Origin of the sequence: Streptohalobacillus salinus, assembly GCF_003201605.1 — a bacterium.
Taxonomy (GTDB): Bacteria; Bacillota; Bacilli; order Bacillales; family Amphibacillaceae; genus Streptohalobacillus; species Streptohalobacillus salinus.
Genome location: NZ_QJJR01000002.1, coordinates 31,804 through 48,885 on the forward strand (window position 1 = coordinate 31,804; position 17,082 = coordinate 48,885).

Below are 17,082 nucleotides of genomic sequence, written 5' to 3' on the forward strand. Positions count from 1 at the left end.
ACGTGTGTTTTCACCTTGAACAGTAAGCATTGGTGCAGTCAATGTGAATTGATCTGTAATGTTACGGTCCTCATCTTGTGTATAAAGTGCTAATTTACGAGCAGCTTCGCCATCATTTTCACCTGGCGCTAATACTAACTCTTCTGATGTTTCCATGTCTTCTTCAAAAATTACAATCCAACCACCATCAGCAGATACTGCTTCAAGTAGTGATGCTTCATCAGTAATTACTGATTGTGTTGCACCTGAAGTCGCGTCTGCAGTGTCTCCACCTTCAACAGTTACTTCACCAGTTACTTCGCCACCTGAAAGGTCAGCAGATGCTTCGTACTCTGCACTTGCAAATGTTAAGTTACCATCAATTGTACCATCTGGAATTGAGAAGCCGTTAGCTTCAACTAATACGTCACCAGCGAATGTACCACCTTGGATGCGTGTGTTTTCACCTTGAACAGTAAGCATTGGTGCAGTCAATGTGAATTGATCTGTAATGTTACGGTCCTCATCTTGTGTGTAAAGCGCTAATTTACGAGCTGCTTCGCCATCATTTTCACCTGGCGCTAATACTAACTCTTCTGATGTTTCCATGTCTTCTTCAAAAATTACAATCCAACCACCATCAGCAGATACTGCTTCAAGTAGTGATGCTTCATCAGTAATTACTGATTGTGTTGCACCTGACGTTGCATCGCTTTCTTCATTTGTTTCTTCGTTGTTACCTTCGTCGCTATCTGTCGTGTCATCTTCACCACATGCAGCTAGAAATCCTACCATAAGGATCATCATTAATACAGTCATCAATTTTTTCATATTCTTTCTCCTCCTAATGTTTATGTATTGTGACTTGCTTCACATACTATATTAACATATTAATAGAAAAAGTCTATGTACAAATTGTGATAAGTTGAACAAAAAAAATTAAAAATATGAAAAAAAAGCTTTATTTCAACCTAACACTTATACTATAATGGATAATTTACTTTATTTCGATGTCATGATGCTATGCGTAATTACTGCTTTTACGGTTATTCTAGCGATTTTTCTTTCCGTAAAACTAACAGATAGCCATACTTTTTCACTAAACGAATGCGGTTACTCAGTAAAATATAACTTGTCAAATCACATTAAGTTCGTATATAATAAGAACAAACGTTCTTATTATGGAGTGATCATCATGGACCGACACCGAATTATCCAGCAAGCCATTATTTTACCGATTGTGCTTACACTGTTCAAGCGAGACCGTGAAACATTCAAAACATTCACCTTTGAGTACTTGTATGAACAATGGTTTGATGAGATTATCGAACATGTACAAAAAGATATTTTAACGAACAAACAGCACATGTATAAAGAGTATAAAATGCACATTGAGAAAACCGAACAAACAAAACAACTTGTTACGTATCAAGTTGTCGATACAAACGGTAAACAATTGCTTAACTTCACGCCCGATGAACTTAAAGCTCGAACAGAAACTTATATGCTTCATTATCTCTTTGAACTAGGCGGTGATTCGCATGGCAAATAAACTATCCGAAGATTCAAATATGATCTGGGAATCTTCACGGATGCTTCTACCTGAACATAAAGCATTGATGCGCGAACATGAATTAACACCCGAGCCAATAAAGAAGCCTCATTTAACAGATGATGCATTTCAAGAACTGAACCAAACAATCGCTCACGCTTTAAATCATCAACTCAAGGTTCAAATAAGTTACTACCATAACAATCAGATCATACATTACAGCGGGACATGTCGCAGACTACTAAACACCGACACACTTGAACTGGAAGTGTCAGATGGTTTTGATCATTTAACACTAGCGAATATCGTTATGATTGATCTGATCTAATTTTAACTGTATGCTGAAAAAATTGCGGTCGACGCACTCCCCACCTCGCGCATGTACTTAAACACAGTCACGCTGCTCTTTCACTAGAGGCTGGTTAACAGTCAATGAATCAATGAAAACTACTGCAGCTATATAGACGTGCAGTAAGACTAATCATTACTTACTGACGTTTTTATAATACAACGAGACACGAAAACCCCCAAAGCCATTGTGGCTTTGGGGGTTGATTGATTAATATTGTTGCATGTATTGTTCGCGTTCCCAAGGGTGAACTTGTGTACGGAACATATCCCATTCAATTTCTTTAGATTCAATAAAGTGTTCATACAAGTGACTACCTAATGCATTAACAATCACTGAATCTTTTTGCAATTCAACTAACGCATCATATAATGTCGCTGGAAGATCTTGAACGCCATTTGCTACACGTTCTTCTTTATCCATCACATAAATGTTGCGATCAACTGCTTTAGGTGCTTCAAGATCACGCTCGATACCATCAAGTCCAGATGCTAACAATACTGATAACGCTAAGTATGGGTTTGCTGCAGGGTCAACTGAACGAACTTCTACACGTGTACTTAGACCGCGAGATGCCGGAATACGTACAAGTGGTGAACGGTTGGCACCTGACCAAGCTACATAACATGGCGCTTCAAAACCAGGAACTAAACGTTTGTATGAGTTAACTGTAGGGTTCGCAACTGCAGTAAACGCTTGCGAGTGTTCTAGAATACCAGCAATAAACTGATACGCTGTCTTACTTAGCTGCATTGGGCCATCCAAGTCGATAAACATGTTTTCTTTGCCTTTAAATAAAGACATGTTACAGTGCATACCTGAACCGTTCACACCAAATAATGGTTTTGGCATAAAGGTCGCATGAAGGTTATGCTTACGCGCAATTGTTTTTACAACTAATTTAAATGTTTGAATATCATCCGCATGTCTCACCGCGTCAGAATACTTAAAGTCGATTTCGTGTTGACCAGGTGCAACTTCGTGGTGTGATGCTTCAATTTCAAAGCCCATTTCTTCAAGCTCTAAAACGATATCACGACGACAGTTTTCACCTAAATCTGTTGGCGCAAGGTCAAAGTATCCGGCTTTATCATTAAGTTCTAGTGTTGGTTCACCTTTGTCATCTAGTTTGAAGAGGAAGAATTCTGGTTCTGCACCAATGTTAAATGTTGAGAAGCCCATCTCTTCCATTTTTTTCAGATTACGTTTTAAGTTCACACGTGGACAACCTAAGAATGGTGTGCCATCTGTATTGTATATATCACAGATAAAACGAGCAACTTTACCTTTTTCAGATGTCCATGGGAAGACAACAAATGTATCCATGTCCGGATATAATTTCATATCTGATTCTTCAATGCGTACAAAACCTTCAATTGATGAACCGTCAAAAACCATTTCATTGTCTAACGCCTTATCCAATTGACTTACTGGAATTTCAACATTTTTAATTGCCCCTAATAAGTCTGTGAACTGTAAACGAATGAATTTCACATTTTCGTCTTTTACTTTTTGATAAATTTCGTCTCTTGTTAATCCTCTTGCCATGAGTGTCCCTCTCCTTTAAATAATCTTTAGTTTTTGTAGAAGCGCGATAGCTCCCCTTGACGCAATGAGGTTTTTCCTAGGCGACCCGTTTGCATAAGTTCTTGACGTAAAAGTTTTCGTAAATCTTTGTCAGATAAGTCTTTTTTCTCTACGTCAGGTGTGTTGGCAGATTCGTTAGTAATCGGTAAATCTTTTAACTGAAGCACTTGTTTAATTCCCGCTAAATTGATGCCTTTCTCGATTAACTCTTTAATCTCTAATAATCGATCGACATCATTGAACGAAAACAGGCGTTGATTCCCTTCGGTCCGCGCCGGATGAATCAGTTGGTTTTCTTCATAATAACGAATTTGTCGTGCAGTCAAACCGGTTAAGTCTTTCACTATGCCTATGGAAAATAAGGGTTGCGAACGTCGATCTTCTTGACTCATAAAACATACGCCCCTTTCCTCTCTTGCTTTCCATGTCTCTATTATACACGTGAAACAATAGTTGTCAACACATGTTAGGTTTATTTACATAAAAATTATCTAAAAATTTAATTAAGTTAAACAATTCATGATTATTCCCCTTATTTTCTAGGACAATTGTGACTTTATCGGTCAATCTTTTCTCTCGCTACAGTTCCATCAGTAAAGTTATAGCGAGCGCGTAAGTAAACCTGCATCACTAAACCGTGAGACCGCTTCCGTAACTGCCAGTTTAACATGACTATAAATCAATCCACCTTGCACAAATGCCATATAAGGCGGGCGAATCGGACCATCCGCCGTTAACTCTAAACTGGCGCCCTGAATAAAGGTCCCAGCTGCCATGATTACATCACTATCATACCCTGGCATCGGTGCCGGATACGGTGTCACGTGCGCATTGATTGGCGATGCATGTTGAATTGCCTGGCAGAAAAAGATCATTTGTTCAGCGGTCTGAAACGTAACGGATTGAATCAGATCCGTTCGCTCCGCTTGGTAATGTGGTGTTGTCACAAAACCCGCAAGCTCTAAAAAGCGCGCTGTAAAAACTGCCCCTTGTAACGCTTCACTAACAACATGGGGGGCCAAGAAAAAACCTTGGTACATCTCTTGCAAAAGGCCGAGGGTCGCTCCTGTTTCTTTACCAAGACCTGGCGCTGTCAAACGATTCGCAGCAAGTGCGATTAAATCTTTTTTCCCCGCAATATATCCACCAATCCGCGCGATTCCCCCACCAGGATTTTTTATCAGTGAACCCGCAATTAAATCTGCGCCTACATTGGTCGGCTCCAAGCGTTCTACAAACTCACCGTAACAGTTATCAACAAAAACAATAATATCTGAGCGAATCGCTTTAACAAAATCAATCATCGCTTTGATTTCAGTGACTGTAAATGATGGACGGTTTGCATAACCTTTTGAGCGCTGAATGGCAACGACTTTCGTTTGAGGATTTATCGCTTGCCTTACCGCATCAAAATCGATTTTTTTCATATTCGTTAATGCGACAGACTGATAGTGGACACCAAAGTCGATCAATGAACCCGTATTTTCTCCACGCGTCCCAATGACTTTTTCTAACGTATCATACGGATCACCCGTCATGTAAACAAGCCCATCACCAGGTCGCAATACACCAAATAATGCGGTAGTTATAGCGTGTGTCCCTGAAATAAGTTGCGGGCGGACGAGCGCATCTTCAGTACCAAAGACGTCTGCGTAGACAGCTTCTAAACCATCTCGACCAAAATCATCATAGCCATAACCGGTTGTCGCTTGGAAATGACCATCTGAAATTTTATTACCGCGAAAGGCGTTCAATACTTTCAGTTGATTTTCTTCAGCCGTTTGTTGTATTTCAGTCCGAAGCCTAGCGATATCTGACTCCGTTTGTTTAATTAATGTATCAATCATAAATAAAACTCACTTTCATATTTTATTCTTCTAATTCTTCTACTTGACGCAGCGCATGAGACGAAGGAAGAAACCCATGAATTGTATAAGCTTCATTGACTTCATCAAATGTTTGCTCCGTAATGATTGAAGCTTTTTTCAATTGTTGTAGAACCTTTCCTTCACTGGCATGAACAATACGCGTATAAGGCTCCCAGTGTGTCATCATTAATTTTTCTGTTTCATAAAGTAATCGCAGACGATCCGACTCTTCAAAAGCACTAATCGTAACCGCTGGCTTTTCAAATGGAATAAACGATGTGCTCAGTAAATCTTTCTTGTTATAAACCGATAAAATCGGAATATGTTCTGCATTTAGTTCTTTAAGTAACCGTTTAACGGTTTCTTGTTGTTGATGATGGTCAGGATGTGACGCATCAATTACGTGATAAATCAAATCCGCTTCTTTAACCTCTTCTAAAGTCGAGCGAAAAGCTGCAATTAGAGCTGTCGGCAAGTCTTGCATGAAACCAACAGTATCTGAAATGATGACTTGTAAGCCTGACGGTAATTTTAATTGGCGAGCCGTTGGATCAAGTGTTGCGAACAATTGATCTTGTTCAAAGGTGTCACTATTTGTTAAACGGTTAAACAAGGTTGATTTCCCAGCGTTTGTGTAACCGACAATGGCAATTTGAAACGTTTGATTTTCTCTGCGCCGCGACCGGTACTGCTCACGTTGATTCACGACCGTTTTTAAACGTTGTTTAATTTCATCAATCCGATGATTGATGTGACGACGATCCGACTCAAGTTTCGTTTCACCTGGTCCGCGTGTTCCGATACCACCACCTAAGCGTGACAGCGAATGGCCTTGGCCATGTAAACGTGGTAAAAGATACTGATACTGCGCTAGCTCCACTTGAAGTTTACCTTCACGAGTTTTTGCCCGACCAGCAAAAATATCTAAAATTAATTGTGAGCGATCAATAATAGGCAGCGCAAACTCTTCTTCTAAATTCCGCATTTGCGAGGCGGAAAGTTCGTCATTCGCAATTAATAGATCGATATTTAAAGCCTCAATCAATTCGTGGACTTCTTCAATTTTCCCTTTACCAAGGTATGTTTTGGGATGTGGTCGATCACGTTTTTGTGTTAACACATCAACGACCTCTCCTTTAGCTGTTTCTGTTAAGGAAATTAACTCTTCTAATGCATACTTAAAATGTAAATCTTCACCGCTTTTTCGTTCTACAGCGATAATAAGTACGTGTTCTGTCATGCGATAACCTCCCTTTTCTATGTCACCTATCAACGCTAACTCAAACAATCTCTGGGCATTAAAAAGAGCGCCTTCAAAGCGCTCTTTCACTGATTATTCTTTATCGAGTGTCACGTTTTTTGCAGGTGAGAATGTTGAAATTGCATGTTTAAAAATCAACTGTTGCTTACCTTCAGTTTCTAATAAGACCGTAAAGTTATCAAATGCTTTAACTGTTCCTCTTAGTTGAAAACCATTGGTAAGGAAAACAGTCACTTGAATGTGATCTTTGCGTAGCGCATTTAAATATTGATCTTGAATGTTAACAGATTGTGCCATGTAAATTCCTCCTCTTTTTCTATCTCTAGTATACTATATTTCTAGATGGAATTTAAAATTCCTGCTAAATCTTTAATAATTTTTTCAAAAATCTCATCTTTTTCCGTAACGGACATCTGATACCAGCTGACATCCATCTTATTCCTAAACCAGGTATACTGTCTTTTAGCATAGCGTCTGGAGTTTCTTTTCAGTAACTCAACAGCCTCAGCAAGTGACAATGCTCCTTCGAAATATGGAATGAGTTCTTTGTAACCAATTGCCTTCATGGATTGTGCCGTTTTAAAACCACGATTGTAAAAATGACGCGCTTCTTCTACCAAGCCGTTTTCAATCATTTTCTCTACCCGTTGATTAATGCGTTGATAGAGTATGTCACGCTCCATCTCAAGCCCAATCAGCACAACATGATAAGGCGCATTGGCCACTTGTTCTTCTCTTAAATCAGACATTGTTTTTCCGGTTCGGTCATATACTTCAAGCGCGCGGATGAGACGGCGTTCATTATTAGGGTGAATGGTTGCTGCTGTCCTCGGGTCAACTGTTTCTAGACGTTGATACACCGCCTGAACACCTTCGGTTGCAATTGCTTGTTTAATGTTTTCTTCATAGCTGACATCACGATTCACATCCGCAAGTTGGTAATTACGAATAAAGGCATCAATATATAAACCCGTCCCACCTACTAAAATCGGCAATTTATCACGGCGGTGAATCTCTGCGACCTTTTCTTCAACAGCTTGTTTAAAATCAGCCACAGAATAACTGGCATCTGGCGCTAGTATATCGATAAGATGGTGTGGCACTACCTGTTGCTCTTCTTTAGAAGCTTTCGCAGTAGCAATGTCCATTCCTTGATAAATTTGCATGGAGTCCCCACTAATAATCTCACCATCAAAGTGTGTTGCCAGTGCTAACGAAAGACTCGTTTTCCCTACCGCAGTCGGTCCAACAATCGCGACTACTGTTTCTTTATCTTTTTCCATTCGTTCCACTCCTACATAACCCGTTTAAACATTTTTTCTAACTCATACGACGAAAAGTGAATAATAATTGGTCGACCGTGCGGGCAAGTAAATGGATCACTCGATTTGCGTAAGTCTTCTAATAAACGAAACATATCATCGTATGTTAAATGATGATTAGCTTTAATTGATTTTTTACAAGACATGAGAATAGCTGCTTCTTCACGCAGCTTCTTTAAATCAATTTTTTCATCTTCCATAATTTGCGCAATAATATCACGAATTACTTCTTCTTCAAAGCCATTCGGAAACCAATTCGGATAAGAGCGGACCATATATGTCGATTGTCCAAACGGTTCAAAAAACAAACCGATGCTTGTCAATTCATCATGGTGTTGTTCCACCAGTAAGGCTTCTTGCTTTGAAAAATCAAACGTTAACGGCATCAGTAATTCTTGCAGTTCTCGCTCTGTTTCAACAATCTTATCCCGGTAGTATTCATATTTAATTCGCTCCTGAGCTGCATGTTGATCGACGAGATACAACCCCGTTTCATTTTCAGCTACGATATAGGTACCGTGATGCTGACCAACTGGATAGAGTACTGGCACCCGCTCGCTTTCTGATTGATCAGTTGCCTTTACAGACGCGCCAGCCTCATTGCTACCCACATGAGGATGTTGCGTCTGTCCACTTGGTACAACATCCTCCCGTTGACCTTCAGTTACTTTCTTTTCTTGCACGACAGAATGCGGATCAAGCTGTTCTCGCTCATGAATAATGCTCTCGTGATTCTCAAGCGGGTTAATATTTTCTGGATGCTGATAAAGTTGGCGGGCACGTGCTAATTCTTCATCGGTTGGTTTATCTGGACGGTAACCTGTGGTTCCTTTTTTCTTTGTTTGACTTGATGTCTCATCAAAAGAAAAAGCGTGCTGAACTGATGACGTTTTTTTCGGTTTCTGCAACGGTGACTCCGGAATCAGACGCTCTTTTTTAAACGTTTGCTTCACGGCCGTTTCAATGGCTGTAAATAATTCTTTTTCCTTACTAAACCGCACTTCTAATTTAGTGGGGTGTACGTTAACATCGACAAGGATAGGATCCATTTTGATATCGAGCGCAACAATTGGATAACGACCGATTGGGAGCAAGGTGTGATAGCCACTTAATATTGCTTTATTTATCGGTACACTACGCACGAAACGCCCATTAACTAAGATTGACATGTAATGACGCTGAGCTCTTGTGACTTCTGGTCGGCAAACATACCCACTAATTTCATAATCCAATGTTTTATATTCAACTTTCACCATCTTTTTCGCAACAGAGACCCCATAAATTTGGGCAATAATTTGCAAGAGATCGCCCCGACCATTTGATTGAAACAGCAACTTTTCGTTGTGTGTTAGTTCAAAGCGAATATCGGGATGACTTAATGCCAGCCGATTAATCACATCAGAAATATGGCCCAGTTCGGTATGAATTGTTTTCATATATTTCAAGCGCGCTGGCGTATTAAAGAATAATTGATCAACGGTTATCTCAGTTCCTTTACGGGCATCCGCTTTGTCTTCTTCAATCACCTTACCGCCTTCCATGTATAACTGTGTACCTGCCGCATTCCCTTGGGAGGTTTTCAAGGTCAATTTACTTACTGCGGCAATCGATGCTAAGGCTTCACCTCTAAAGCCCAGCGTACGCACGTGGAAGAGATCTTGTTCACTAATGATCTTGCTTGTCGCATGCCTTAGAAACGCACGTTTTGCGTCAGCCTCATCCATACCATCGCCATCATCGGTTATTTTTATACGGGTAAGCCCTGCTTCTGTCACATCAATCTTTATTAAAGCGCTATTGGCATCTATACTATTTTCAACAAGCTCTTTTACAACCGAGGCAGGTCTTTCGACTACTTCACCGGCTGCAATTTTGTTGCTTAGTTCATCAGACATTAACTGGATAGGCACATGATCACTCCTCTTGTGCTTGTTTCTTGAGCTGATACAACATATTCATTGCATCGATCGGTGTCATTTCTAATATATCAAGCGCTTCTATCGTCGCAATAATTTCTGACGTGTGCTGAGTTGATTTGCTGCTTTTTGTTTTTGGCTTGACGGGCTGATCGACCGCAAAAAAGCTTAGTTGGTCTGCTTCAACCGCTGGTGTTTTTTGGTTCGGTGATGGCGTTGGTCCATCATCTTTTTCTAATGCCGTTAAAATAACATTGGCCCGGTCAATCAGTGTTTCCGGTAACCCGGCAAGTTTAGCCACATGAATCCCGTAGCTTTCATCTGCAGGTCCATCTTCAATTTGATGAAGAAAAACAACACGCCCTTGATACTCTTCGGCGCGTACATGAACATTCTTTAAATGTGCTAAGCTTTGTTCAAGTGTTGTTAATTCATGATAATGTGTTGAAAAGAGTGTTTTTGCGCCGATATGATCATGCACGTATTCGATAATTGCTTGTGCTAATGCCATCCCGTCATACGTGCTCGTCCCTCTCCCAATCTCATCTAAAAGGATCAAACTACGATCTGTTGCATGCTTTAGCGCATGATTCGATTCTAACATCTCAACCATAAATGTACTTTGTCCTGCCACCAAATCATCGGCGGCTCCAATCCGGGTAAAGATTTGATCAAAGACTGGCAAAATTGCCGATTCTGCTGGAACAAAACAGCCAATTTGTGCCATGATGACCGTTAAGGCGACTTGACGCATATAAGTACTTTTACCAGACATATTAGGTCCTGTTATGAGTAACATCCCATATTTATCATTTAAGGCAACGTCATTCGGTACATACATCTCATCTTTCATTACTTTTTCAACAACAGGGTGGCGTCCTTTACTAATCGATAAGGTGTTGTCATTCGTAAGAACCGGCTTCACATAGCCTTGTTTCTCACTCACCGTCGCAAAACTTTGTAACACATCAATTTCACTCAGTTTATCTGCAAGTACTTGTAATGCTGGAATAAACGCTTTTACGTCATCACGTAAGGCAATAAATAGATCATACTCTAAATCAATGCTTTTTTCTTCGGCTTCTAAAATGAGCTTCTCTTTTTCTTTTAAGTCTGGGGTAATATAACGTTCGGCATTCGTCAATGTTTGTTTTCGTTCATATTTCCCTTCAGGTAACAAGTGCAGATTCGCTTTTGTCACTTCGATATAATAGCCAAACACGCGATTATAGCCAACTTTTAATGATTTGATTTTTGTTGCTTCTCGTTCTTGACGTTCAAGTTCCGCAATCCACGTTTTACCGTTTCTTGAAGCATCTCGGTATTGGTCGAGTGCCTCGTGATAACCATCTTTAATCAAGCCCCCCTCTTTAATTGTCATCGGGGGATCCAGAAGTAAGCTTTCATCAAGCAACTGATACAACTCAGGTAAGGCGTCTAAGTGCTCAGCTTTTCCGTTTAAAACACGCGATTCAAAGGCGTGTAAGGTTTCTTTTAGTGCCGGTATTTTTTCAAGTGAAAATTTCAATTGAATCAGATCACGTCCATTAACATTCCCGAAAGCAACACGACCAGCAAGTCGCTCAATATCATAGACGGCTTTTAGTTCTTTACGCAATTGATCCCGGTTGATAAAGTCATCAATAAACCCTTCAACGCATGCATAACGGCGTTCAAGCGTTTGTACGTCGAGCAGTGGTCGCTCCAAATACTTCTTTAACTGACGCGCACCCATCGCCGTTACCGTTTCATCTAGTACCCATAGTAAACTACCTGCTTTTCCTTTTTTCATAATCGTTTCGGTTAATTCTAAATTACGCTTCGAATACATATCCAAACCTAAGAAACGATTCAATTCGATCCTTTGTACCGGTTTTAAGTGATCGACTTGCCGGCGCTGTGTCATGTTAATGTATGTAATTAATCGTGTCACGCCATTTTTAAGATCCTCATCAGTAAGCGGTTCAAGCAAATGGGTGAAGCCATCAGCCAGCTGTTCGTTTTGTTGTTCTGAAATAGTCAACTCGATTCGTGATGTTAGTTGTTCGATCAACTCTTCATCAAAATCAGGTGCAACAATTACTTCCTTAATCGGGCGATTAAACAATTCACTAACGACGCGGTCAAATCCGTCTTCGACTGACATCACCGATAATTCACCCGTTGACAAATCGCATAATGAAAGAACAAAATTCTGTTTAACTTGATCGAGTGCTGCCAAGTAATTGTTGTCTTTTTCCGACAACATCTTGCCCTCCATAACTGTGCCTGGTGTTATCATCTGAACGACTTCACGTCTCACGACACCTTTAGATGCTTTGGGATCTTCAACTTGCTCACAGATCGCTACTTTAAAGCCACGATCCACTAACACTTTAATATAATTACTAGCAGCATGATAAGGAATGCCACACATTGGGATCCGTTCTTCACCACCACCGTCACGACTAGTTAAAGTAATTTCTAATTCTTTTGCGGCTTTTAGGGCGTCTTCAAAAAACATTTCATAAAAGTCACCTAAACGAAAGAATAAAAAACTATCCTTGTGCTGGGCTTTAATTTTTAAATATTGTTGAATCATTGGTGTATATGTACTCATTATCGGGTCTCCTCACAAAAAAACATTCACTCAATTATAACATAGATGGACACTAAACTTTAACCTTCTCAAACAACAAAATCAATCCCTTATTCAGAATGCATATAAATAATAAAAACTCTTTCTCGGTTAGAAGAAAGAGTTTTTACAGACTATTCAGGTACGCGATTGACTTGATGATCAATCGATGCAATCATCTGTTTTAAAATATCATTGACCACCACTTGGTTTGATTTGAATTCCTCAACAATCGGTAACTGATCAATCTCAGCTTGAATTTGGTCAATCTCAACATCAAGCGCTTTAACGGCATTGGTCTTTCCGTAAGCTTGTAAATTCACTGCTTGTTTTTGCAACTGCTTAATGGCACTTATTTTATCTTTAACTTTTTGATTTTGATCCAAACGTGCTTTAAGTGCTTTAAAGGTCTGGACTTCCTCCAGCTCTTCAAGTGATTTCGCTACTTCAGTTGCTTTATTTAAGACATCTTCATTTGAATATGCCACACTTTCACCTCTTATGCTTATATTTCTTCACCGAGCAAAGACCATGTCTTTGCTTCTGTAATTTTAACAGGAACCATCTGGCCAATCAAGGTTTTCGATCCTTTAAAGTTTACCAGTTTGTTACGCTCTGTGTAACCTGATAATACTTCAGCATCTTTACGGCTTTCTCCCTCAACTAATACGGTCACAACCTCACCAACGTATTGTTCCATCGCTGCGCGTGATTGCTTATTGACTAAAGCATTCAGTCGATTTAACCGTTCTTTTTTCACCTGCATGGGGACGTCATCTTGCCATTTCGCTGCTGGTGTACCCTCACGTGGTGAATAGATGAACGTAAAGGCATGTTCAAAACCAACCATCTCAACTAACTGCAGTGTCTCTTCAAATTGTGCTTCGGTCTCATTGGGAAAACCAACGATGATATCCGTCGTCAACGTCGCCTCAGGCATACGTTCTCGAATCTTTTTCACCAGAGCCAAGTAATCTTCACGGGTATGCCGCCGTGCCATGATCCGAAGAATTTCATTACTTCCCGACTGAACGGGTAAATGGATATGATCGAGTAAGTTTCTACCGCGCGCAAGTACATCAATCAAGTGATCATCAAAATCACGTGGGTGTGAGGTGGTAAAGCGAATTCTCGGAATGTCAATCTCGGTTAACGCTTCCATGAGTTGGCCTAATCCATAAGTGAAAGGCAGATCTTTACCGTAGGCATTAACGTTTTGTCCTAACAGCGTGACCTCTTTATACCCTTGTTGTGCTAATTCTTTTACTTCTGCGATCACATCATCCGGCAAACGACTCCGTTCTTTCCCTCTAGTATAAGGAACAATGCAATACGTACAAAACTTATCACAACCATACATAATATTTACCCAAGCTTTTAATTTACCTTGTCGTTTTTTTGGTAAGTTTTCTATAATGTCTCCCTCTTTGGACCACACTTCCACAACCATCGCTTTAGAAAACATTGCTTCTTTTATAAGTTCAGGCAGTCGATGAATGTTATGGGTACCAAAGATCAAATCGACGAAAGGATGCTTTTGTAAAAGACGATTTACAACTGACTCTTCTTGTGACATACATCCACATATAGCAACAATTAGATCTGGATTTTCTTTCTTTAACGGTTTGATATGTCCGAGCTCACCAAACACTTTATTTTCTGCATTCTCACGAATAGCGCAGGTGTTTAATAAAATGACATCTGCTTGTTTCATCTGATCCGTCGCTTGATAACCCATCGCCGTCATCAAACCAGCCATAACTTCTGTGTCATGTTCATTCATCTGGCAACCATAGGTTCGAATATAGAACGTTTTATCTTTTCCAATTGACTGCATATCACTAGGAATTTCATAATCATAGTGTACGTTTACGTCTTGCTTTAATCGTTTCCGCGCTTTTTTTAAATTAGGGGGTTGATAAGTCGTTTGAAAATATTTGTTAACTAATTCATCTGACTCCAATTTTTTCAGTCGAGATAAATTATCTGGTTGTTCGTGATGTTTTTCAATAGGCTGCGCTTGCTTTTCTTCTTTCATCGATTGGCACGCTCCTTAACAAAAATAGTCATTCGTTTAAAATAAAAAGTCTATGGCGTAAAGAAGTGGAAGAAATTAACCACTCCGACTCAATTGTTAAGCGAAAAATGGATGGTCATCATTAAATAATAACCGGTCAATTTTTTTTGCTCTTCCTGTTTTCTCATCAATATCAATGACAACGCCACTGATTTGTGCTTTACCTTCTTTAGTTGCTTCAAAACGAACGGGCAGTTGGGTTAAAAACCGTTTCATGACTGCTTCACGATCTGTTCCAATAATCCCGTCATAAGGACCCGTCATTCCAACGTCAGTAATATAAGCGGTGCCCTCCTGAAGTAAACGATTATCTGCGGTTTGTACATGAGTATGCGTACCAACAACAGCACTAGCCCGACCATCTACGTACCAAGCAAATGCGAGTTTTTCACTAGTCGCTTCTGCATGAAAGTCAATAAAGATCACAGGCGTTCTTTGTTGAGCTTCTTCAATTAAATCATCAATCATCCGAAACGGATCTTCAAGTGGGGGTAAAAAGGTTCGCCCTTGCATATTTATAATGGCAACTTCTGTTCCATTCACATTCACATAACCAATACCTTTCCCAGGAGTACCTTCCGGAAAATTAGCTGGGCGTATCATTTTCTTCGCATCATCAATAAAATCAAAAATTTCTTTTTTGTCAAAGGTGTGATTACCCATTGTGACAAAATCTGCGCCCCATTCAAGAAATTGTTTATAAATTTTTTCGTTTATCCCTTTGCCGCCAGCAGCGTTCTCACCATTCACAATCGTCAATTGCGGTTGATATTTTTGTTTGAATTTCGGTAAATGCGCTTGCAGTTGGTCACGCCCCATTGAACCAACGATGTCACCAATAAATAAAATTCTCATTAGATTACCTCTTTCTGATTTAAAATAACTATTCATAGTTTACCATAGTTGCCACACGATCCACATATAAAGAAAAAGAAACGGCCCACTGGCAACCGTTTCTTTTTGATTTCTTTACTTAGCGTATTCAACAGCACGTGTTTCACGAATAACTGTCACTTTAATATGTCCTGGGAAGGTTAATTCCTCTTCAATACGTTTTCTAATGTCCCGTGCAATGCGCACAGATTCTAGATCATCAATTTCCTCAGGTTTAACCATTATACGGACTTCGCGTCCTGCTTGAATGGCAAATGATTTTTCAACGCCTTCGTAAGACTCAGCAATTTCTTCAAGTTTTTCTAAACGTTTAATGTAGTTCTCTAACGTTTCACTTCTTGCCCCTGGTCGAGCTGCGGATAAAGCGTCAGCTGCTGCAACAAGTACAGCGATAATTGATGTTGCTTCTTCATCACCGTGGTGGGAAGCAATTGAATTGATGACAACATCTTTTTCTTTATACTTCATTGCAAGTTCTTTACCAATTTCCACGTGACTACCTTCAACTTCATGGTCAATTGCTTTACCAATGTCATGAAGAAGTCCCGCACGTTTCGCTAAGGTCACATCTTGTCCCAATTCAGCTGCGAGTAGTCCAGATAAATGCGCTACTTCAACAGAGTGCTTCAAGACATTTTGTCCATAACTTGTACGGTATTTCAATCGGCCTAAGATTTTAATCAAGTCTGGATGCAAGCCATGTACACCAACTTCAAAGGTGGTCTCTTCCCCAACTTCACGGATGTATTCATCCACTTCACGACGAGATTTATCAACCATCTCTTCTATACGTGCTGGGTGAATGCGACCGTCTTGGACAAGTTTTTCTAATGCAATACGCGCTGTTTCACGACGTATTGGATCAAAACCTGATAAAATAACTGCTTCCGGTGTATCATCAATAATAAGGTCAATACCCGTGAGTGTTTCTAACGTCCGAATATTTCGTCCTTCACGACCAATGATACGTCCTTTCATTTCATCATTCGGTAAATTCACGACAGAAACAGTTGTTTCTGCAACATGATCCGATGCACAACGTTGCATTGCTAATGATAAAATTTCTTTCGCTTTTTTATCCGATTCCTCTTTGGTGCGGTTTTCAGCCTCTTTAATAATAAGTGCGGATTCATGACTTACTTCTTTTTCAACTCGTTCTAAAATCACTTGTTTCGCTTGATCCGATGTTAAACCAGAAATGCGCTCCAGTTCAGCTTGCTGATCTTTCAACATAGCTGCTACTCTGCCTTCCATTTCTTCAATTTGTTGTTGTTTGTCTGCTATAGTGTTTTCTTTCTTCTCTTGCAAACGCTCACGTTTATCTAACGTTTCGTCTTTACGATCAAGATTTTCTTCTTTCTGCATGAGACGATTTTCTTGTTTTTGAAGTTCCACTCGACGCTCGCGAAGTTCTTGCTCTAGCTGTTGACGAACTTTATGATTTTCATCTTTCGCTTCAACTAATGCTTCTTTTTTCGCAACCTCTGCGTTTCTGTGTCCTTCTTGAACGATCTGTTTCGCTAGCTCCTCTGCGCTCGAAATCTTTTTCTCTGCAATCGATTTGCGAATCCAATAGCCAACAACAATACCGACGATTAGGATAGCCACACTGGAGATGACGAGAACCAAAATGTCTGTTAAGTTCATGATTTCACCTCCC

At 40.0% G+C, this 17,082-nt stretch carries 15 protein-coding genes; 2 read left to right on the forward strand and 13 right to left on the reverse strand.

What is annotated here, in order from left to right:
- On the reverse strand, positions 1-810 hold an 810-nt coding region (locus DES38_RS12045), incomplete at its 3' end, for a hypothetical protein (RefSeq protein WP_211305827.1).
- Positions 811-1,174: 364 nt separating this feature from the next.
- On the opposite strand from DES38_RS12045, the gene DES38_RS01605 reads away from it, so the two are divergent.
- Positions 1,175-1,531 (forward strand): YhjD family protein, encoded by a 357-nt coding sequence (locus DES38_RS01605; protein WP_110250338.1) that lies wholly within the window; start codon positions 1,175-1,177, stop codon positions 1,529-1,531.
- Positions 1,521-1,859 (forward strand): YolD-like family protein, encoded by a 339-nt coding sequence (locus tag DES38_RS01610; protein WP_110250339.1) that lies wholly within the window; start codon positions 1,521-1,523, stop codon positions 1,857-1,859. Before DES38_RS01605 ends, DES38_RS01610 begins: the two co-directional genes overlap by 11 nt.
- 231 nt (positions 1,860-2,090) lie before the next feature.
- Here DES38_RS01610 and glnA read toward each other — a convergent pair whose 3' ends face one another.
- The 12 genes from glnA to rny all read right to left on the reverse strand — a co-directional run bounded on the left by glnA (position 2,091) and on the right by rny (position 17,069).
- Positions 2,091-3,428 carry a type I glutamate--ammonia ligase gene (gene glnA, locus DES38_RS01615; protein WP_110250340.1) on the reverse strand — a complete coding sequence of 446 codons (1,338 nt, stop codon included), beginning with the start codon at positions 3,426-3,428 and terminating at the stop codon, positions 2,091-2,093.
- 26 nt (positions 3,429-3,454) lie between these two features.
- The gene (locus DES38_RS01620) at positions 3,455-3,859 is read right to left on the reverse strand and encodes a MerR family transcriptional regulator (RefSeq protein WP_110250341.1); all 405 of its coding nucleotides are present in this window, start codon (positions 3,857-3,859) and stop codon (positions 3,455-3,457) included.
- 207 nt (positions 3,860-4,066) lie between these two features.
- On the reverse strand, positions 4,067-5,314 hold the full coding sequence (locus DES38_RS01625) for a methionine gamma-lyase family protein (protein ID WP_110250342.1): 1,248 nt from the start codon (positions 5,312-5,314) through the stop codon (positions 4,067-4,069).
- Between the two features lie 22 nt (positions 5,315-5,336).
- Positions 5,337-6,575: a GTPase HflX gene (gene hflX / locus DES38_RS01630; protein WP_110250343.1), complete on the reverse strand. Its 1,239-nt coding sequence runs from the start codon at positions 6,573-6,575 to the stop codon at positions 5,337-5,339.
- A gap of 93 nt (positions 6,576-6,668) precedes the next feature.
- The gene (gene hfq / locus DES38_RS01635; RefSeq protein WP_110250344.1) at positions 6,669-6,893 is read right to left on the reverse strand and encodes an RNA chaperone Hfq; all 225 of its coding nucleotides are present in this window, start codon (positions 6,891-6,893) and stop codon (positions 6,669-6,671) included.
- Between the two features lie 41 nt (positions 6,894-6,934).
- On the reverse strand, positions 6,935-7,879 hold the full coding sequence (gene miaA, locus DES38_RS01640) for a tRNA (adenosine(37)-N6)-dimethylallyltransferase MiaA (RefSeq protein ID WP_110250345.1): 945 nt from the start codon (positions 7,877-7,879) through the stop codon (positions 6,935-6,937).
- Between the two features lie 11 nt (positions 7,880-7,890).
- Positions 7,891-9,828 (reverse strand): DNA mismatch repair endonuclease MutL, encoded by a 1,938-nt coding sequence (gene mutL / locus DES38_RS01645; protein ID WP_425450525.1) that lies wholly within the window; start codon positions 9,826-9,828, stop codon positions 7,891-7,893.
- 4 nt (positions 9,829-9,832) lie between these two features.
- The gene (mutS, locus tag DES38_RS01650) at positions 9,833-12,433 is read right to left on the reverse strand and encodes a DNA mismatch repair protein MutS (protein WP_110250346.1); all 2,601 of its coding nucleotides are present in this window, start codon (positions 12,431-12,433) and stop codon (positions 9,833-9,835) included.
- 152 nt (positions 12,434-12,585) lie between these two features.
- Entirely contained in the window at positions 12,586-12,939 is a 354-nt protein-coding gene (locus tag DES38_RS01655) for a YlbF/YmcA family competence regulator (RefSeq protein ID WP_110250347.1), read from the reverse strand.
- Positions 12,940-12,956: 17 nt separating this feature from the next.
- Positions 12,957-14,489, reverse strand: coding sequence for a tRNA (N6-isopentenyl adenosine(37)-C2)-methylthiotransferase MiaB (miaB, locus tag DES38_RS01660; RefSeq protein ID WP_110250348.1), 1,533 nt, complete (start codon positions 14,487-14,489; stop codon positions 12,957-12,959).
- A gap of 96 nt (positions 14,490-14,585) precedes the next feature.
- The gene (locus DES38_RS01665; protein WP_110250349.1) at positions 14,586-15,383 is read right to left on the reverse strand and encodes a TIGR00282 family metallophosphoesterase; all 798 of its coding nucleotides are present in this window, start codon (positions 15,381-15,383) and stop codon (positions 14,586-14,588) included.
- Between the two features lie 114 nt (positions 15,384-15,497).
- The gene (gene rny / locus DES38_RS01670; RefSeq protein WP_110250350.1) at positions 15,498-17,069 is read right to left on the reverse strand and encodes a ribonuclease Y; all 1,572 of its coding nucleotides are present in this window, start codon (positions 17,067-17,069) and stop codon (positions 15,498-15,500) included.
- Positions 17,070-17,082 lie beyond the last annotated feature (13 nt).